We start from the raw sequence: 18,746 nt of genomic DNA, 5'->3' as shown, positions 1-18,746 counted from the left end.
AAGCGGGCCGATCCCTGTGCATGTGGTCTGTATCCCTGGACTGGATCGTCCTGGCCGTGCTGGTCTTCTGGGCCGTGGGTGCCTATAACCGCATCATGCGTCTGCGCACCGCCTGCGTGCAGGCCTTTGGCGCGCTGGACAGCTATCTGCAGCAGGCCCAAGGGCTGCTGAGCGAATGGAGCGCGACGCAGACCATGGATGAAGACCCGACGGCGCCGCGGCGCCTGGCCGATGCCGCCTGGCAGCAGAGCCTGGCGGCCATGGGCGCGGCTTTGGCCGCCGCCCGGGCGCGGCCGCTGCATGCGCCGACAGTGCAGCGCTTCGAGCGCTCGCACGAAGCGCAGTTCGTGGCCTGGCAAGCCCTGAAGAACCTGCCGGGATCGCCCGACGAAGCCGCATGGCGCCTGCGCTGGCAGCAGCAGCAGGCCCAGACCGGACTGGCCGCCGACCAGTTCAACACCGCAGTGGCGCAATACAACGCGGCCATTGCCCAATTTCCAGCGCGCGTGCTGGCGTGGTTCTTCGGATTCCGCGCCGCGCGAGCGCTCCAACCGGCCCTCGGGGGCCCGCTTCCAGATACTGCCGCATGAGCCGAATCTTTCCTCCTTCTTCGCGAGAACCTGCGCCGGCCGCAGGCGGCGCACCCGCGCTGTCGCAGCAGCTGGCCGAAGTCGCCCAGGCGCTGCAGGCCATCCTGGCCGGCCAGTCGGGCACGCAGGCGCTGTCGGCCGTGCCCCAGCGCTTGCGCCCGGGCGTGCAGGCGCTGCTGTTCCAGGTCCTGCGCCAGCTCGGCCGCGCCCAGGCGCTGCGCGCCGAGCTGGCACCGCGCACGCCGCCGCCGCGCGTGAACGCGCTTCTGTGCACGGCGCTGGCGCTGGCCTGGGATGAAACCCAGGCGCCGTATCCGCCGTTCACGCTGGTCAACCAGGCGGTCGAGGCCGCCAAGCGCGGCCCGGCCCAGCGCCAGGCGGCGTTCATCAATGCCTGCCTGCGGCGCTTCCTGCGCGAGCGCGATGCGCTGGTGCGCAAGACGGATTCCCAGCCGCAGGCGCTGTGGAACCATCCCCAGTGGTGGATCGAGCGGCTCAAGCAGGACCATCCCGCGCACTGGCAGCAGATCCTCGCGGCCAACAACCGGCATGCGCCCATGACGCTGCGCGTCAACCGGCTGCAGGGCACGGTGGAGGAGTACCGGCAGCTGCTGTCGGCGCAGCAGCTGGCAGCCACGCCCGTGGGTGAGGACGGCCTGGAGCTGGCCCAGCCCCAGCCGGTGCAGGCGCTGCCCGGCTTTGCGCAGGGCCAGGTGTCGGTGCAGGATGCGGCCGCGCAGATGGCCGCGCCGCTGCTGCTGGCGGGCCTGGATCTCGCCCGGCCGCTACGTGTGCTCGACGCCTGCGCCGCGCCCGGCGGCAAGACGGCGCATCTGCTGGAGTACGCGGGCGCAGACATGGGCAACAGGGCGCCGCTGCAGGTCACGGCGCTGGAGATCGACCCCGAGCGCAGCCAGCGCATCCACGAGACGCTGGAGCGCGTGGGCGTGAAGGCGCAGGTGCTGGTGGCCGATGCGGCGCGCCCCGAACAGTGGTGGCCGCAGGCCGGCGGCGCGCAGTTCGACGCCATCCTGCTGGACGCGCCCTGCACGGCCTCGGGCATCGTGCGGCGCCACCCCGACGTGCGCTGGCTGCGCCGCGAAAGCGATGTGGCGCAGCTGGCGGCGATCCAGTCGCGGCTGCTCGACACGCTGTGGCCGCTGCTGCGCGACGGCGGGCGCATGCTTTACTGCACCTGCTCGGTTTTCAGGGCCGAGGGCGACCAGCAGGTGAAAGCGTTCCTTGCGCGCAACAGTCAGGCGCGGCTGCTGCCTTCGCCCGGACATTTAATTCCGGGCAATATCGCGCAAAACGCGGCTGTCCCGGACAATCAACCGGGTGACCATGATGGATTCTTCTACGCCCTGCTGGAAAAGACCGCTTGAGCGCATGCCGCGCGCAGGCGCCTGGCACTGGTGCCTCCTCTGCCTGCTGTGCCTGTGGACCTGGGGCCTGTGCGGCGAAGCCCGCGCCCAGGGGCATGCCGAGATCACGCAGATGCAGGTCGAGCGCACGCCCGAAGGCATGCTGCTGAGCGCGGCGCTGGCCTTCGATCTGCCCGAGCATGTCGAGGATGCACTGCGCAAGGGCATCACCATGCATTTCGTGCTGCAGGCGCAGGTGCTGCGCGAGCGCTGGTACTGGTCGGACCTCGAGATGGCGCACGCCGCGCGCTATCTGCGCCTGAGCTATCAACCGCTGACGCGGCGCTGGCGGCTGCATATCTCGCCCGAGCCGTTGACGGGCCCGGGCCAGGGGCTGGCGCTGGCGCAGACCTATGACGAGCTGGCCGACGCGATCGGCGCCATGCAGCGCGTGGCGCGCTGGAAGATCGCCGACAGCGCGCAGGTGCCCGAGGACCTGCCGGTCACGGTGCAGATGCGCTTTGGCCTGGACCTGTCGCAGCTGCCACGGCCGCTGCAGATCGGCGCCTTCGGCCGCTCGGGCTGGATCCTGCAGATGTCGCAGAGCCTGCGGCTTGCGGGCGGAGGCCTGCCTTGAGCCTGCATATGCCTACGCCGGCCGCACCTACGCCGGCCGCACCGATGCCGGCGTCGCGCTGGTCGCGCACGGTGCGCTGGGCCGTGGGCGTGGGCGTGGCGCTGATGTGCGCCATGGGCCTGGTGCTGATGTTCATGCTGGCGCTGGCCACCAACAACCGCGAGGCCTACGAGCGCAACTACAGCTGGCTGTTCACGATGAACGTGCTGGTCGCGGCCGTGCTGCTGGGCCTGCTGCTGTGGGGCGGGGTGCGGCTGGCGCTGCGGCTGCGGCGCGGGCGCTTCGGCAGCCGCCTGCTGCTCAAGCTCGCCGGCATCTTCGCGCTGGTCGGGGTGGTGCCGGGGCTGCTGATCTATGTGGTGTCCTATCAATTCGTCTCGCGCTCGATCGAGAGCTGGTTCGACGTCAAGGTCGAAGGCGCGCTGTCGGCGGGCGTGAGCCTGGCCAGCGTCACGCTGGACACGGTGGCCAATGACATGGCGCACAACACGCGCACCGCCAGCGAGTCGCTGGCCCAGGTGCCGAACGCGGCGGCCGGTTTCGAGCTCGAGCGCATCCGCGAGCAGCTCGGCGCCATCGATGTGGTGCTGTGGAGCGCTTCGGGCAAGGTCCTGGCCAGCGTCGGGCCGTCGAAATTCGACCTGCTGCTGCCCGAGCGGCCCAGCGCGCAGCAGATGCGTGCGCTGCGCGAGCAGCAGGCCTCGGCGCGCATCGAGGGGCTCGATGACGTGTCGGCGGTCGACGATCCCGAGGCCCTGGCACGCATGCTGGACGCGGTGCGCGTGCGCACGCTGGCGCTGGTGCCCAATCCCGCCGTCGGCCTGCTGGCCGAGGCGCGCTACGTGCAGGCCACGCTGAAGATGCCGGTGGCGCTGCTGACCAACGCCATGGCGGTGCAGGAGGCAAACCGCGAATACCAGGAGCGTGCGCTGGCGCGCGAAGGCCTGCAGCGCATGTATATAGGCACGCTCACCCTGAGCCTGTTCCTGGCGGTGTTCGGTGCCATCTTGCTGGCCGTGGTGCTGGGCAATCAGCTGGCGCGGCCGCTGCTGCTGCTGGCGCAGGGCGTGCGCGAGGTGGCGCGCGGCGATCTGCGCCCCAAGGCCTCGCTGCCCAGCGCCGACGAGCTCAGCGGGCTGACGCGCGCGTTTGCGCTGATGACGCGGCAGCTGGCCGAGGCGCATGCTGCGGTGGGCCAGAGCATGGCCGATGTCGATGCGGCGCGCTCCAACCTGCAGACCATCCTGGACAACCTGACTTCGGGCGTGATCGTGCTCGACGAGACCGGCCATGTGGTGTCGAGCAACCCCGGCGCGACGCGCATCCTGCGCGTGCCCATGGCCGCCTACCAGGGGCGCCTGCTGGAGGAGGTGCCGGGCCTGGCGGAATTCGCGCAGATGGTGCGCGAGCAGTTTGCCCAGTTTCTCGGCGAGCGCGGCGCGGCGCCGGGGCGCGACCGCTGGCAGATGGTGCACGAGGTCCACGGCACGGGCGGCGGCGGCGGCGTGGTGCAGGACAGCACCAGCCTGGTGGTGCGCGGCGCCGAGCTGCCGGGCAGCCAGCGGCTGCTGGTGTTCGACGACATTTCCGAGATCGTGTCGGCCCAGCGCGCGCAGGCCTGGGGCGAGGTGGCGCGGCGCGTGGCGCACGAGATCAAGAATCCGCTGACGCCGATACAGCTGTCGGCCGAGCGTCTGGCCATGAAGCTGATGGACAAGCTGGCGCCCACCGAGCAGGCGCTGCTGGGCAAGTCGGTGAAGACGATCGTCGAGCAGGTGGGCGCCATGAAGCACCTCGTGGACGAGTTCCGCGATTACGCGCGCCTGCCCGCGGCCCAGCTGGTGCCGCTGGACCTCAACGGCCTGCTGGCCGATGTGCTGCATCTTTACGGCGAGGAGAATGCGGCAGTGCGCATCAACGCGCAGCTCGACCCGAACTGCCCCTGGATTGCAGGGGATGCGCAGCAACTGCGGCAGATCGTGCATAACCTGCTGCAAAATGCCCAGCATGCCACCGAGCAGGCCGCTGCCGAGAACGGCAGCGCTCCCGAGGCGGTGGAGCTGGCCACGCAATGGAACGAAGTCACCGGTCGCGTGCATTTAAGCATCAGCGATCGAGGGACAGGATTTCCCGCGAATATCCTGCAGCGGGCCTTCGAGCCCTATGTCACAACCAAGGCACGCGGCACCGGTTTGGGCCTGGCCGTGGTCAAGAAAATCGCAGATGAGCATTCGGCCCGCATCAACTTGAGCAACCGGGTGGAAAACGGGGTAGTGCGGGGAGCCCAAGTGTCGCTATCATTTGCCCCAGTAACCAAGGTCCTCGCAGAGGACGCCGCTCAGCGCAGTACATAGGCGTTTCAATACACATGGCAAACATACTGGTGGTCGACGACGAACTGGGGATTCGGGATCTGTTGTCTGAGATCCTCAATGACGAAGGACATAGCGTCGATCTGGCCGAGAACGCGACCCAGGCCCGGGCGGCACGCCTTTCCGGCAGCTATGACCTGATCCTGCTGGATATCTGGATGCCCGATACGGACGGCGTGTCGCTGCTCAAGGAATGGTCCGCTGCAGGACAGCTGACCATGCCGGTCATCATGATGAGCGGCCACGCCACCATCGACACCGCGGTGGAGTCCACGCGCATCGGCGCGTTTTCCTTTCTGGAAAAACCGATCACGCTGCAGAAGCTGCTCAAGGCCGTGGAGCAGGGCCTGGCGCGCAGCAGCGCCCAGGCGGCATCGGCGCCCGGCCACGCAGCCCCCGCCGATGTCGCCAGCCCCGCGGCAGCCGCCGAATTGCCGCACCACCATGCGATGTCCGCGGCGGTGCGCGTTTCGGCCGAGACCGGTCCCGAGCAGCACCAGGGCTTCGACCTCGACCGTCCCCTGCGCGAGGCGCGCGACGGCTTCGAGAAAGCCTACTTCGAATTCCATCTGGCGCGCGAAGGCGGCTCGATGACCCGCGTCGCCGAAAAGACCGGCCTGGAGCGCACCCACCTGTACCGCAAGCTGCGCCAGCTGGGTGTCGACCTGGGCCGCAACAAGCGCAATTGAGATTTTTTGAAAAAAATCGCGATTTTCAAATTCGGGTCGAAAAACGCCCCTATAATTTGAGCTTCAGCAGGCCCGGTAGCTCAGTCGGTAGAGCAGAGGATTGAAAATCCTTGTGTCGGCGGTTCGATTCCGTCCCAGGCCACCAAACATGAAGCCCCAGATCAGAAATGGTCTGGGGCTTTTCTGTTTTTCTGCGTGCCAGCCGGATCATTGCGCGTGCCCGGCCGCAGATAAGTCTGGGTGAAAACTGCAGGTACTGCCTCGAGGCAGCCTGCGTGCAAGCCGATGCTCTTGATGCCTGCGAAGCAGTTGCGGCCAGCCGTTGCTGCAGGAGGCGGATCCGGTCTCGCGCAGAGTACCGCATTGGTACTGCCATCGTGGGCCGGCGGGGCTGCAGGCCGATCTCCTGTAGGCGCGACTTGCAGTCGGAGCCGTTCAGCTGTGCGGTAGGGATCAGGCGTGCGGCCCAAGGCGCTGGGAGCGGCCGCCAGGCGCCGCTGTGGCCGACAAGTCCGGGACGCGCCTCAGTCCGGAAACAGCTTCTGTATCTGCTCGATCGTTACCGGTTTGACGAAGTAGTGGTCCACGGTAACAAAGGTGGCCTTGACGCGCGGGTCGTCGGCGGGCGAGCCGGTGATGGCGACCAGGATGACGTCGTCGCCGAACTGCTCGCGAAAACGCCGCGCGAGTTCCAGACCGTCCATGCCGGCCATGGCGATGTCCAGCATGACGCAATGGGGAGGCTCGGTCTGCGCGCGCGCCAGCGCGTCTTGCCCGTTGTAGAAGGGATGGGCGTGGTGCCCCATCAAACCCAGCAGCGTCGCAAGCGAGTCCGCAGCATCTTTGTTGTCGTCAACGACGTAGACTGTCAGCTGATCCAAGATATTCCTTACACGTGCAAGTCAGCGCGAGTGAGCAATTGTGCCCGCGAGCGGCGAAAAAAACACACGGAGTCCCATGGCGCAACAAAAAAAACTGGATGTAACCAACGCCGACCGTTTCCGGCTGCTGGTCGAAGCCGTACAGGACTACGGCATTTTCATGCTGGACCAGTCGGGTATCGTGATGTCCTGGAACGCGGGCGCGGCGCGGCTCAAGGGCTACACGGCCGAGGAAGTGATAGGGCGCCATTTCTCGATCTTCTATCCCGAACCGGCCAAGCAGAGATTGTGGCCCGACCATGAATTGCGGCTGGCTGCGGAGCACGGCACCTACGAGGAGGAGGGCTGGCGCGTGCGCAAGGACGGCAGCATGTTCTGGGCCAACGTGGTGATCACCGCGCTGCGCGATACGGAGGGCAACCTGACCGGTTTCGGCAAGGTCACGCGCGACCTGACCGAGCGCCGGCTGCACGTGGAGGCGCTGCGCCAGAGCGAGGAGCGCTTCCGGCTGCTGATCGAGGGCGTGCGCGACTATGCGATCTACATGCTGGACCCGATGGGCATGATCCAGAGCTGGAACAGCGGCGCCGAGCTGATCAAGGGCTACACGGCGCAGGAGGTCGTCGGCAAGCACTTCCGCATGTTCTTCCGCAGCGAGGACGTGGAGCGGGGGGTGCCGGGCAAGGAGCTGCGCGACTGCCTGAAAAATGGACGCACCGAGGAGGAAGGCTGGCGCGTGCGCAAGGACGGCTCCACCTTCTGGGCGAACATCGTCATGGCGCCGATGTGGGGCGCCGACGGCACGCACCTGGGCTTTGCCAAGGTCACGCGCGACATGACCGAAAGCCGGCGGCTGCGCGAGCTCGAGCATTCGTCGCGGCAGATGAACGAGTTCCTGGCGATGCTGGCGCACGAGCTGCGCAATCCGCTGGCGCCGATCCGCAATGCGGTGTCGATCCTGCAGCTCGAGCCCGCGCCCAGCACCACGGTGCGCACCAGCCGCGACATGATCGACCGCCAGCTGTCGCATCTGACGCGCCTTGTCGACGACCTGCTGGACGCGGGCCGGCTGACCAGCGGCAAGATCCGCATCAAGCCGGAGCTTATCTCCTTCAACAAGGTGGTGGCCCGCGCCATCGAGGCCACGCGCCCGGCAATGGACGCGCGCTCGCACCGTTTCAAGCTGCTGGTGCCGCCCGAGGACCTGTGGGTCAACGCCGACGAGACACGGCTGGCGCAGGTGCTGCAGAACCTGCTGAGCAACGCCACCAAGTTCACCCCCGTGGGCGGCGAAATCACGCTGTCGGCGCGCGTCGAGGGCGGACGGCTGCACGTCGATGTCGAGGACAATGGCGAAGGCATCTCCGCGGCCGCGATGGACAGCATCTTCGAGCTCTTCTCGCAGGGCGACGGGCTGGCGGCGTCGCGCCAGTCGGGTCTGGGCATCGGGTTGTCGCTGGCGCGCTCGCTGGTCGAGATGCATGGCGGCTCGATCTCGGCCAGGAGCCCGGGCGTCGGGCAGGGCAGCGTGTTCAGCTTCGAGCTGCCGGGTGCCATCGTCAAGTCGGGCCTGGCCGATGGCGACAACCCGGAGCTCAAGTCCAGCCTGGCGGTGCGCATGCTCGTCGTGGACGACAACCGCGATGCGGCGGACAGCCTGGCCGAGATCCTGCGCCTGCTGGGTTACCGGGTGAGCACCGCCTACGACGGACGCTCGGCACTCGAGGCCGCGCTCCGGGACAAGCCCAGCGCGGTGTTCCTCGACATAGGCATGCCCGACATGGACGGGCCCTCGGTGCTGCGTGCCCTGCGCGCGCTGCCGGGTGGAAAAGCCATCCATGCCACGGCGGTGACCGGCTATGGCGCCGGAGACGAGCGCGCCGAGCGCCCGGACTTCGCGGGCTTCGACACGCGTCTGCTCAAGCCGGTGGCGCTGGAGGACCTGCAGAAGCTGCTGAGCATGGCGGGGCTTGCATGAAGCCGCTCAGCGAATCGACAAGCCTGCGGTCTTGATGGCCTGCGCATAGCGCGGCTGCTCGGTCTGCAGGCTCCTGGCGAGATCGGCCGAGGAGCCGCCCGCCACCTTGAAGCCCTGCGCCTCGAGCTGCGCGCGCACTTCGGGCGACTGCAGCACCTGGTTGATGTCGCGGTTGATCTTCTGCACGATGGCTGGCGGCGTGCCTGCGGGCGCGAAGTAGCCCTGCCAGCTTTCGACCGAGAAATTCGGCAGTTGCGCGGCTTCGGCAATCGTCGGCACGCCCGGCAGCGCCGGCGAGCGGTAGCTGGTGGTGACGGCCAGCGCGCGCAGCTTGCCGGCGCGCACGTATTCGGTCACTGCGGCCAGCGTGATCAGCGTGGCGTTGGCATGGCCGGCAAGCACGTCGACCGAAGCCGGGCCGCCGCCGGGGTAGGGAATGTAGTTGACCTTGGCGCCGGTTTCCTGCGCCAGCATTTCATGCGCCACATGCGCGATGCCGCCATTGCCCGGCAACGCCAGGCTGATGCTCTCGGGCTGCGCCCTGGCGCGCGCCAGGTATTCGGACAGCGTGTTGATGCCGGTGCCGGGGTTCACCACCAGCACCTGCGGGTTGACCACGGCCTTGACGACCGGAACGAAGCTGCGCGCCGAGTCGTAGGGCAGCTCGCGGAACAGGATGCTGTTGAGCATCAGCCCCTCGCCCTGCTGCAGCAGCGTGTAGCCATCGGGCGCGGCCTTGGCGACCTTGGCGGCGCCGATGGTGCCGCTGGCGCCGGCAACGTTCTCGACGATCACCGTCTGCCCCCACAGCACCGACAGCCGCTCGCCCAGCGTGCGCGTCAGCTTGTCGGCGCTGCCACCCGGCGCGATCGGCACGATGATGCGCACCGGCTTGCTAGGGAACGTCGCGGCGGCATCCGGGGCGGCGTGCAGCGCGGACATATGCAGCGCGGCGCCGCCGGCGGCCGCAAGGGCCACAGCCGAGGCCAGGGTGCGCAGGAAGAAACGTTTGGTGCTCATGGGAGAACTCGGCAGGATGTATGGATAGCCAGAATCTAGGCGTCGCCCCGCACCGAGTGAACGAAGCTTTTCGGCTATCGATCTGCGCTTTTCTTCGTTGGACCAGCGCGGGCGCGTGCGTACCGTGGGGGCGTTTTCCTGCAAGGCCCACCATGACCCAGACCCATGTTTCCCTCGATTTCAGCGGCAGCGACGTTGCCAGCCGCCGCGCCGCCGCCGTTGCGGACTTCATTGCCCAGGCGCGGCGCCTGGTGCCCGACCCCGAGCGCGCGGCGCCCGAACAGCTGCGCGCCGTCGCCACGCTGCTCGAGCGCCTGGGAACGCAGCGCGCGCTGTTTGCGCCCGAGCATTTCCCGGTGTCGGCGCAGAACCCGTCGCAGGTGTACCGCCTGAGCGAGGACGCGGCGGGCCGCTACGCGCTCTACCTGTCGGCGGGGCTGCCGGGCAAGTCGCAGCCGCCGCACGACCACACGACCTGGGCCATCATTGCCGGGGTCGCGGGCAACGAGCGCAATGTGTTCTTGCGCCGCGACAAGACCCAGGACCCGGCGCGCGACGCGCTCACTGCCGAGCGCAGCGTCGATGTGACGCCCGGCGTGTCGGTCGTGCTCTCGCCCACCGATGTGCACACCATCGAGCTGGTCGGCGACGAGCCCGGCCTGCACCTGCATTTCTACGGCCTCGCCATCGACCGCCTGCCCGGGCGCGTGGTGTTCGAAAGCCGCGAGGGCGGCAGCTACCGCACCTTCGGCCCGCCGAAATCCATTCGCCATGCGCTGATCTCGCCCCGGGCGCTCAAGGCCGCGCTGTCCGACGGCGAGGAGATCGCCGTGCTCGATGTGCGCGAGACCGGCGTGTTCGCGCACCGCCATATCCTGTTCGCGGCCTCGGCGCCGCTGTGGCGCATCGAGCTGCTGATCGACCGCCTGGTGCCGCGCCGCGGCACGCGCATCGTGCTGGTCGATGGCAACGAATCGCTGTCGCACCAGGCCGCGGCCAAGCTCGCGCGCCTGGGCTGGCGCAATGTGTCGGTGCTGCAGGACGGCACCGAGGGCTGGGCCGCCGCGGGCTTCGAGATCTTCAGCGGCACCAATGTGCCGAGCAAGGCCTTTGGCGAAGTCGTCGAGCACGAGAAGCACACGCCCTGGATCACTTCCGACGAACTGCACGCGCGCGTCGAGCGCGGCGACAACATCGTGGTGGTGGACAGCCGCACGCCCGAGGAATTCGCGGCCTTCAGCCTGCCGTTCGCGCACAGCCTGCCGGGCGCGGAGCTGGTCTACCGCATCGGCGAGATCGCGCCCGACCCCGAAACCTTCGTGGTGGTGAACTGCGCGGGCCGCACGCGCAGTATCGTCGGCGCGCAGACGCTGATCGATGCCGGCATTCCCAACCGCGTGGCCTCGCTGCGCAACGGCACCATGGACTGGCTGATGACGGGCCGCACGCTGGCGCACGGCCGGGAGGCAAGCTTCCCGGAGCCCGCGCCTGAAACGCTGGCCCAGGCGCGCGAACGTGCCGCCGCCGTGGCGCAGCGCGCGGGGGTGCAGCGCATCGATGGTGCGGAGCTGGCGCGCTTCGAGGCCGAGGCCAACGAACGCTCCCTCTATCGCTTCGATGTGCGTACGCAGCAGGAATACGAGGCTGGCCATCTGCCGGGCTGGCGTTGGGCGCCAGGCGGCCAGCTGGTGCAGGCGACCGATGAATACGCCGCGGTGCGCGGCGCGCGCATCGTGCTGGCCGACTGGGACGGCGTGCGCGCGCTCACGACGGGCGCGTGGCTGGCGCAGCTCGGCGGCTACGAAGTCTATGTGTTTGCGCCGCCCGCGCTGGCCACGCTGGAAGTGGGCAGCGAGCCGGTGCGCGTGCTGGCCTCGCATGCGCCGGCAAAGCTGGTGTCGCCGCAGCAGGCCCATGCGCTGGTGCAGGCCGGCCAGGCCAGCATCTTCGACATCGACCGCCGCGCGGCCTTCGAGAAGCAGCACATCGCCGGCGCGCGCTTTGCGGTGCCGGACCGCCTGGAGTCCTTTGTGGCGGAACTGCCGCAGGAGCAGGCCGTGCTGCTGCATTCGCCCGATGGCGTGCTGGCGCGCATTGCCGCGGCCGAGCTGGCGGCGCGCACCGGGCGCGACGTGCGCGCGATTGCCGGCGGCACCGCGGCCTGGATAGCCGCAGAGCTGCCGCTGGCGCGCGGCGCCGAAGGCGTACTGACGGGGGATGACGACCATTGGTACAGCCCTTATGCGCACCATGATCTGGAACTGCGCAACGCGGGCTTCCAGCGGTATCTGGACTGGGAGCTGGGGCTGGTGGCGCAGCTCGAGCGTGAGGGGGCTACGGGGATGCGGTTGGTGGCGGGGTGAGGGGCGGCAGTCCGCAAGGGCTGCTGCTGGAAGGCAAGCAACAACGGCGCTCTTGGGCGCCGTTGTTGTTGGCAGAGGTGTTGTGTTTGGACGGCCGTCCTCAAATTGAGCGCAGGCCCTTCATCCTTCGACAGGCTCAGGACGAACGGTCGAAAGTCCGTTCGCCCTGAGCTTGTCGAAGGGTGGTTCCACTGCGATGGAAGAGCGCTCCTCCACCCGCGCAAACGCCTGCCCCAGATCCGCAATCAGATCCTGCGGCTCCTCCAGCCCCACATGCAGCCGCACGACGGGCTGGGTGCCGCTCCAGAAGCTGTGCTCGCGCACGCGGTCGCGTGCGGCAACCAAGGCCAGGCTTTCGTAGCCGCCCCACGAGGCGCCAATGGCAAAGAAGCGCAGCGCATCGACAAAGGCCTCGGCGCCGCGCGCGTCGATGGCGTCTTCAAATGCGAAAGACACCAGGCCGTTCGCGCCGCTGAAGTCGCGCTTCCACAGTGCGTGGCCGGGGTCCGAGGGCAGCGCGGGATAGAACACGCGGCCGACCTGGGGCTGCTCGAGCAGCCATTGGGCCACCTGCGTTGCATGGCGCTGGTGCTGCGCCAGCCGCACCGGCAGCGTGCGCAGGCCGCGCAGCGCCAGGTAGGCGTCGTCGGCGCCGACCGTCAGGCCCAGCGCTTCATGGGCCGTGGCGATCTTCCCGGACAACTCGGCCGAATCGGTGACCACGATGCCCTGCATCACATCCGAATGGCCGCAGATGTATTTGGTCGAGGCGTGGATGGAGATGTTCGCGCCCAGCGCCAGGGGCTGGTGGAACCAGCCGCCGCTCCAGGTGTTGTCGATGGCCACGGGAATGCCATGCGCGCGCGCGATGGCGCCCAGCGCGGGCAGATCCAGCACCTCATAGAGCAGCGAGCTGGGTGATTCGAGATAGATCAGCCGGGTGTTCGGGCGGATCCTCGCGGCCAGGTCGTCCCGCGAGGGCGAGAAGTATTCGAGCGTGATGCCCAGGCGCTGCAGCAGCGTGTCGTCGACGCGGCGCACCGGCGAGTAGACGCTGTCGGCCACCAGCGCATGGTCGCCGGGCGCCAGCAGCGCCAGCAGCACCAGCGTGATGGCCGACAGCCCCGAGGGCGCGAGAAAGGCGCGGTGCCCGCCTTCGAGTGCCGTCACAGCGTCCTCCAGCGCCCGGTGGGTGTCGAGGCCATGGCGGCCATAGGTGGCAATGCGTTCGCCCGCGCTGCGGCGATGGTTGTGCTCGGCATGGGCGGCGCTGCTCTCGAAGCGCACGGTGCTGGTGCGCACCACGGGCACGTTGACGGGACCGGAGCCGCCGCGCAGATCGGGTGCGCCGGCGTGCAGCAGGCGCGTGGTGCGGCCTGTATGGGTGGGAGTGTTGGTCATCGATATTTCTTGGGGCAATGGATCAAAGGGCAAAGCGCAGCTGGCTGGCGCGCAGCGTTTCGGCACTCGCCGAGCTCCGGCGCTGCGTTGCGCACGCGCGGGCCTTCGCCTGGCACGACGCCCGGCGCGCGCTGCAGGAACTGGCGCGTGCGCTCGCTGCGCGGCTGGCCGAAGATCTGCGACACAGGCCCGTGTTCCACAATGCGGCCGGCCTCGGTGAAATGCACCTGGTCGCTGATCTCCTCGGCAAAGCGCATCTCGTGCGTGACCAGCACGCAGGTCAGGCCTTCGCGCACCAGCTCGCGGATCACGGTGAGCACCTCGCCCACGGTTTCGGGATCGAGCGCGGAAGTGACTTCGTCGAACAGGATCAGCTCGGGCTGCATGGCCAGCGCGCGCGCAATCGCCACGCGCTGCTGCTGTCCGCCCGAGAGCTCGCCAGGGTAGGCATCGGCCTTGTGCGCGAGCCGCACCTTCTCGAGCAGCACGCGCGCATCGCGTTCGGCCGCGGCGTGGCTGCGGCCGATCACGCGGGTTGGCGCGATCACCAGGTTCTGCAGCACCGTGAGGTGCGGAAACAGGTTGTACTGCTGGAACACGAAACCCACGCGCTTGCGCAGCGCGATCAGCTCGGCCTCGGTGCGCAGCGCATCGACGCGCGTGCCGCCCACGGAGATCTCCCCGGCCTGCGGCCGCAGCAGCCCGGTGATGCAGCGCAGGATGGTCGACTTGCCCGAGCCCGAGGGCCCGATGATGGACACCGCCTGGCCGCGCCGCACCTCGAGATCGATGCTCTTGAGCACGGCGTTGTCGCCAAAGGACAGGTGCACGTTCCTGAGCTGCACCAGCGGCGCTTGCGCAGCCGGGGCCGTGTGCCTGGCGAGAAAGGAATCAGTGGCGTTCATGGCGTCGCTCCAGGGCGCGGGTGGCGCGGGCAATGGGGTAGCAGTAGGCGAAGAACAGCGCCAGCAGCGTGAAATAGACCAGGATGGTGAAGTCGGTGCGCACCACGGTGTTGCTGGCGATCTGCGCCATGTCGACCACGTCGTGCACGCCCACCAGCGAGGCCAGCGAGGTGCTCATGGTGATGCTGGCGTAGAGGTTCATCCAGGGCGGCAGCATGCGCCGCAGGCACTGCGGCAGCACGATCAGGCGCAGGACCTGGCGGCGCCTGAAGGCCAGCGACTGCGCCGCCTCCCACTGGGCGCTCGGGATCGACTGGATCGCGCCGCGGAAGATCTCGGCCACGTTGGCGCTGGTCGGCAGCGCCAGGCCCAGCACCACCTTGAGCCAGTCGGGGAAGGGAAAGCGCCACTGCCAGAGCTGCACCTCGAAGGGAAACACATAGGTCGTGAAATAGATCAGCACCAGCAGCGGCACATTGCGAAAGGCCTGCACATACAGGCGCGCGATGCGGCGCACGAGGGCTGCGGGCGACAGCAGCAGCGCGCCCACGACCAGCCCGACGATGGTGCCCAGCGCCACGGCCAGCACGCTGATCTCGATGTTGACCCACAGACCGCGCAGCAGCGCCGGCAGCCATTTCCACAGCAACGCCACGGCCTGCGGCGTGGTGCCCGTGGCGCTCCAGAACGCCAGCAGCGCCAGCGATGCCAAGCCGGCCAGCAGCCAGGGACTGCGTGCGAGGCCGAAGCGCCAGGGCGGCGCGATGGCGGGCAGGGCGGCATCATTGGCCATAGCCAGGCATCCTCATTCGTTGTTCGAGCCAGCGGCCCGCCAGGCTCACCAGCCCCGTCAGCAGGCCGAACCACAGCAGGATCAGCAGCAGCAGCTCGAGCACGTTGTCGCGCTGCGACCAGATCATGATCGACTGGTAGGTCACGTCTCCCACCGCGATGGCCGAGGCCACGGCGGTCATCTTCACCAGGTCCACCAGGTTGTTGACCAGCGAGGGCAGTGCAAAGCGCACGGCCAGCGGCAGCTGCACGCGCGCCAGCAGCTGGCGGCGCGAGAACCCCAGCGAACGCGCGGCCTCGAGCGTGGCCTGCGGCACGCTCTCGATGCCCGCGCGCAGCGCCTCGGCGTGGAACACGCCCTTGTGCAGTGAAACGACGATCACCACCCAGATGAAGGGCGTCAGCGGATTCGGGCCCGCGCCCCAGTCGCGCAACTGCTGCGTGATCAGCATGTTGAGCACCAGGAAGGCGCAGTACAGCTGCACCAGCGTCGGCGTGTTGCGCGTGACTTCGACCACGGCGCGCGCCGGCGCCGCGAGCCAGGCGCGGCCCGAGGCCAGCAGCGCGGCCAGCAGCACGCCCACCGCCAGGCTGCCGGGAATCGTCAGCAGGCACAGCTGCAGCGTCACGCCCAGGCCGCGCACGAAGGCCTGGCGCTCCATGTCGTCCAGCATGAAGGCGTAGTTCAGGCCCAAGGCCTTGAGTGCCTGCACGCCCTGCACCAGCAGGCTATCGCTCATGCTGCGGCTTCAGCGCGAGGCGGTCTTGAACTTCGCTTGCTGTTCGGCAAGAAAAGGGTTGGCCGGTGCAATGCCGACGCGCTTTTCGGTGTCGATCAGCCAGCCGCTGCGGTGCCATTCCCGCACCACCTTGTCGACCGCAGCAATGGTGTCGGCCTCGCCCTTGCGCGTCCAGACCACCGACGGCGCCGGCAGGATCTCGCTGGCGATGGGCGCGGCGTACTGCGTCCATTCGGGATTGCTGCGCACCAGCGGGTGGATCAAAGTGCTGTCATGCACGGCCGCCACGCAATTGCCGCCGCGCAGCGCCAGCAGCGAATCCGACGCGCTCTTGTAGCCCTGCACCTGCGCGCCGTATTCGGCGGTGAGCGGTTTGGCAAAGCTGCTGCCCTGCGACACGCAGACCGGCTTGCCGCGCAGGTCGGCCCATTGCGCGATGCCGCTGTCCTTGCGCACGGCAGCGGCGCCGCCCACGCGGTAGAAGGGGGTGGGCGCGTAGCCCAGGATCTCCGCGCGGTCGGGGTTGAGCTCCATCGAGGCAATCAGCAGATCGACCTTGCCGGACTGCAGGAACTGCACGCGCGTCGCCGTCTGCACCTGCACCAGCTCCGCCTCGGCCCCCAGGCCCTTGGCCAGGGCGCGCGCGAGTTCGGGGTTCCAGCCCACGAGCTGCTGGGTCGCGGCATCGATGGAGCCAAAGGGCCCGCCATTGATCAGCACGCCGATGGTGACCTTGCCGCGCTGCTTGATCCTGTCCAGCGTGGCATCGGCATGGGCGGTGCCGGCCAGCAGCGCGAGGGCGGCGGCCACGCCGGTCAACGGCCGGGCGAAGGAGCAGAAAGAGGCTTGGAGGTGGCGCATGGCGGGCAAAAGAAAATGGCAGATGGGCAGTGATCTTCTGGCAGCCCGGCCGATGCGCCAACAAAGCTTATCGATGAACGATATGCGGGCAATGCGTTAAGGCGCTGGGCCCGCTGGCGGCCGTTTATCGATGGCGTTTGTTCATGTGGCGTGAACATTGCCCAAGCCTGGACAACCAAGACCTTTCTCAGGGAGCGCTGGAGGTCGCCTCAGCTTTGGGCAGCCTGAACCCTGCCAGCTCATCAGGCTCGCATTGCGCAATCAGGCCGGTTTCCCACGCCAGATAGCGGCGCGCGGCGTCGAGGTTGCCGTCGTGGCGGTCGTGCACGAAGAACAGGTAGTCGATGGCTTCGCTGTCGGCGGGGCTGTACGGCGTGCTTTCGACGGGCAGGCCTGCGGCCACCCAGTCGGCGGCATGCGCCCATCGCAGCGTGCCTGCGTCGCGCTGCGGCAGCTCGCCCAGCGCCAGCGCGGCGGTGGCGGCATCGGGGGTGAGCAGCAGCACGGGCTGGCCATCGCGTGCCGCGGCTTGCAACTGCGCGGCCAGGCGCGGGCGCACGGACCAGAGCGCGCCGGCGGCATGCTGCTGACGGTAGGCCGGCGAAGGCTGCAGGTCGACGAGCAGCGGCGCATGGCTTGCGACCCAGGCGGCGAGGTCCTGCGCTGCGATGGGCGCGGTGGCGGGCTGGGGCGCGGCAGCGGTGTCGGGCGGCAGGTGCAGCGGCGCGTGGATGCCGCCCTGCACGGTCGCGGTTTCATAGCCCAGGCGCCAGAGCCAGCTGGCGACGACCGGCGCGCGCACCGCTTCGTCGTCGAGCAGCAGCACGCGGCTGTGGCGCACGCCGATGCTCTGGTCGGTGGCCTGCAGCAGCTGGCCGCCGGGCGCATGGTGCGCGCCGGGCAGCGTGCCGGCGGCGAATTCCTCGGCGCTGCGCACGTCGAGCACATAGGTGGTGCGCGTGCGGTCGTCGATCCAGGCCTGGGCCTGCGCGGCATCGAGCTGCGGCACGCCGACTTCGGCAGCCAGCGCGGCGGCTGCGGCCTGGTCCTGCGCGCGGGCTTTGCCGTTGGCAGGGCTGCTGCGCGGGCTGCCGTGCTCGAGCTGCAGGCCCGCGAGCGCCCAGCCCTGGGTGCCGTTTTCCAGCGCCAGCACGGGGTTCGGCACGCCCAGGCTGCGCAGGATCTGTGCGCCGATGATGCTGCGCGTGCGCCCGGCGCAATGCACGACGATGGGCATGTGCGGATCGGGCGCCAGCGCCTGCCAGTGCAGCGCCAGCTCGCCGTTGGGCACGGGCGTGGCACCGGGAATGGTCATCTTGCGGTGCTCGGCGAGCGTGCGGCCGTCGAGCAGCACCAGCGGCTCGCCCGCCTGCTGGCGGCGCTGCAGTTCCTGCGCCGACAGGCGCGGCGTGTCGAAGGCATGTTCCACCAGTTCGCCAAAGGTCTTGGAGGGCAGGTTCACGCCCTGGAAAAGCACATAGCCGGCCGCGGCCCAGCCAGGGGCGCCGCCCTCGAGCACATGCAACTGGGTGTAGCCCAGCGCCGCAAGGCGCGCGGCGGCGCGCTCGGCCACGCCATCGCCGGCGTCGAGCAGCACCACGCGCGTGTCGCGGCGAGGAGCCAGGCGGGGGACATCCTTTTCCAGCTGGCTGTAGGGCGCGGGAATGGCAAAGAAGGGGTGGCCTTCGCCGAACTGGCCGGCTTCACGCACGTCGAGCAGCGCGATTTCGGCGCCGTCATTGAGCCAGGCGCGCAGGGTGGTGGCGGGGATGGGGAGGAAGAGGGGGAGGGCATGGGAAAGGAGATGAGTGCGCGCTGCAATGGATGGATCGGCTGACAGCGCTGCGCGCTGCCAGATCGAATCTATGCATGTGCCACTGCATTTCCAACGAAGAAATGTGCATATGCAATGTGGGAAAACTTCTTTGGGGAATTGCCTTCTGGTGCAGGGCATGTCCTTTCTTGAGGACAGGCCGTCCATGGTTCGACAGGCTCACCACGAACGGTCGAGAGGGCAGGCTCACCACGAACGGTCGAGAGGGCAGGCTCACCACGAACGGTCGAGAGGGCAGGCTCACCACGAACGGTTTTTCCGTTCGCCCTGAGCTTGCCTGGGCGGCCCCGTCGAAGGGTGGACGTCCTGCCCTCAATAG

15 protein-coding genes and 1 tRNA gene are annotated in these 18,746 nt (G+C 68.7%); 8 read left to right on the top strand and 8 right to left on the bottom strand.

From position 1 onward, the window contains the following. Positions 1-20: 20 nt before the first annotated feature. The 6 genes from M9799_RS07070 (at position 21) to M9799_RS07045 (ending at position 5,797) form a co-directional block, all read left to right on the top strand. Positions 21-590 (top strand): LemA family protein, encoded by a 570-nt coding sequence (locus M9799_RS07070; RefSeq protein WP_231043127.1) that lies wholly within the window; start codon positions 21-23, stop codon positions 588-590. Next, entirely contained in the window at positions 587-1,975 is a 1,389-nt protein-coding gene (gene rsmB, locus M9799_RS07065) for a 16S rRNA (cytosine(967)-C(5))-methyltransferase RsmB (protein WP_231043128.1), read from the top strand. Before M9799_RS07070 ends, rsmB begins: the two co-directional genes overlap by 4 nt. A gap of 4 nt (positions 1,976-1,979) precedes the next feature. Then, entirely contained in the window at positions 1,980-2,591 is a 612-nt protein-coding gene (locus tag M9799_RS07060) for a DUF4390 domain-containing protein (protein WP_231043129.1), read from the top strand. A gap of 8 nt (positions 2,592-2,599) precedes the next feature. After that, entirely contained in the window at positions 2,600-4,945 is a 2,346-nt protein-coding gene (locus M9799_RS07055; protein ID WP_231043252.1) for an ATP-binding protein, read from the top strand. 14 nt (positions 4,946-4,959) lie between these two features. Continuing rightward, positions 4,960-5,652, top strand: coding sequence for a response regulator (locus tag M9799_RS07050; RefSeq protein WP_231043130.1), 693 nt, complete (start codon positions 4,960-4,962; stop codon positions 5,650-5,652). A 69-nt stretch (positions 5,653-5,721) separates the two neighbouring features. Next, a tRNA-Phe gene (locus M9799_RS07045) sits at positions 5,722-5,797 on the top strand. A 379-nt stretch (positions 5,798-6,176) separates the two neighbouring features. Here M9799_RS07045 and M9799_RS07040 read toward each other — a convergent pair. Then, complete coding sequence (locus M9799_RS07040; RefSeq protein WP_231043131.1) at positions 6,177-6,533, bottom strand: response regulator; 357 nt, start codon at positions 6,531-6,533, stop codon at positions 6,177-6,179. Between the two features lie 76 nt (positions 6,534-6,609). On the opposite strand from M9799_RS07040, the gene M9799_RS07035 reads away from it, so the two are divergent. Continuing rightward, on the top strand, positions 6,610-8,511 hold the full coding sequence (locus M9799_RS07035) for a PAS domain-containing hybrid sensor histidine kinase/response regulator (RefSeq protein WP_231043132.1): 1,902 nt from the start codon (positions 6,610-6,612) through the stop codon (positions 8,509-8,511). A gap of 6 nt (positions 8,512-8,517) precedes the next feature. Here M9799_RS07035 and M9799_RS07030 read toward each other — a convergent pair whose 3' ends face one another. After that, entirely contained in the window at positions 8,518-9,453 is a 936-nt protein-coding gene (locus M9799_RS07030; protein WP_231043253.1) for a tripartite tricarboxylate transporter substrate binding protein, read from the bottom strand. Positions 9,454-9,683: 230 nt separating this feature from the next. On the opposite strand from M9799_RS07030, the gene M9799_RS07025 reads away from it, so the two are divergent. Then, positions 9,684-11,894 (top strand): rhodanese-like domain-containing protein, encoded by a 2,211-nt coding sequence (locus M9799_RS07025; protein WP_231043133.1) that lies wholly within the window; start codon positions 9,684-9,686, stop codon positions 11,892-11,894. Positions 11,895-12,014: 120 nt separating this feature from the next. Here the strand turns inward: M9799_RS07025 and metC are convergent, their stop codons facing one another. The 6 genes from metC to M9799_RS06995 all read right to left on the bottom strand — a co-directional run bounded on the left by metC (position 12,015) and on the right by M9799_RS06995 (position 18,415). Next, positions 12,015-13,295: a cystathionine beta-lyase gene (gene metC / locus M9799_RS07020; RefSeq protein ID WP_231043134.1), complete on the bottom strand. Its 1,281-nt coding sequence runs from the start codon at positions 13,293-13,295 to the stop codon at positions 12,015-12,017. Next, positions 13,292-14,200, bottom strand: a complete 909-nt coding sequence (locus M9799_RS07015; RefSeq protein ID WP_304505204.1) for an amino acid ABC transporter ATP-binding protein — start codon at positions 14,198-14,200, stop codon at positions 13,292-13,294. The genes metC and M9799_RS07015 overlap by 4 nt, the downstream gene beginning before the upstream one ends. Continuing rightward, complete coding sequence (locus tag M9799_RS07010; protein WP_231043135.1) at positions 14,187-14,993, bottom strand: amino acid ABC transporter permease; 807 nt, start codon at positions 14,991-14,993, stop codon at positions 14,187-14,189. The genes M9799_RS07015 and M9799_RS07010 overlap by 14 nt, the downstream gene beginning before the upstream one ends. After that, positions 14,983-15,732, bottom strand: a complete 750-nt coding sequence (locus M9799_RS07005) for an amino acid ABC transporter permease (RefSeq protein ID WP_231043136.1) — start codon at positions 15,730-15,732, stop codon at positions 14,983-14,985. Before M9799_RS07005 ends, M9799_RS07010 begins: the two co-directional genes overlap by 11 nt. A 9-nt stretch (positions 15,733-15,741) precedes the next feature. After that, positions 15,742-16,593 carry a transporter substrate-binding domain-containing protein gene (locus tag M9799_RS07000; protein WP_231043137.1) on the bottom strand — a complete coding sequence of 284 codons (852 nt, stop codon included), beginning with the start codon at positions 16,591-16,593 and terminating at the stop codon, positions 15,742-15,744. 187 nt (positions 16,594-16,780) lie between these two features. After that, a complete protein-coding gene (locus M9799_RS06995; protein ID WP_422692656.1) occupies positions 16,781-18,415 on the bottom strand; it encodes a rhodanese-like domain-containing protein in 1,635 nt (544 codons plus the stop codon). Between the last annotated feature and the right edge of the window lie 331 nt (positions 18,416-18,746).

The sequence above is a fragment of the Comamonas endophytica genome, from assembly GCF_023634805.2.
In the GTDB taxonomy this organism is placed as follows: Bacteria; Pseudomonadota; Gammaproteobacteria; order Burkholderiales; family Burkholderiaceae_C; genus Comamonas; species Comamonas endophytica.
The sequence above is the reverse complement of the archived record's forward strand: the minus strand, read 5'-3'. Positions and strand labels throughout refer to the sequence as shown.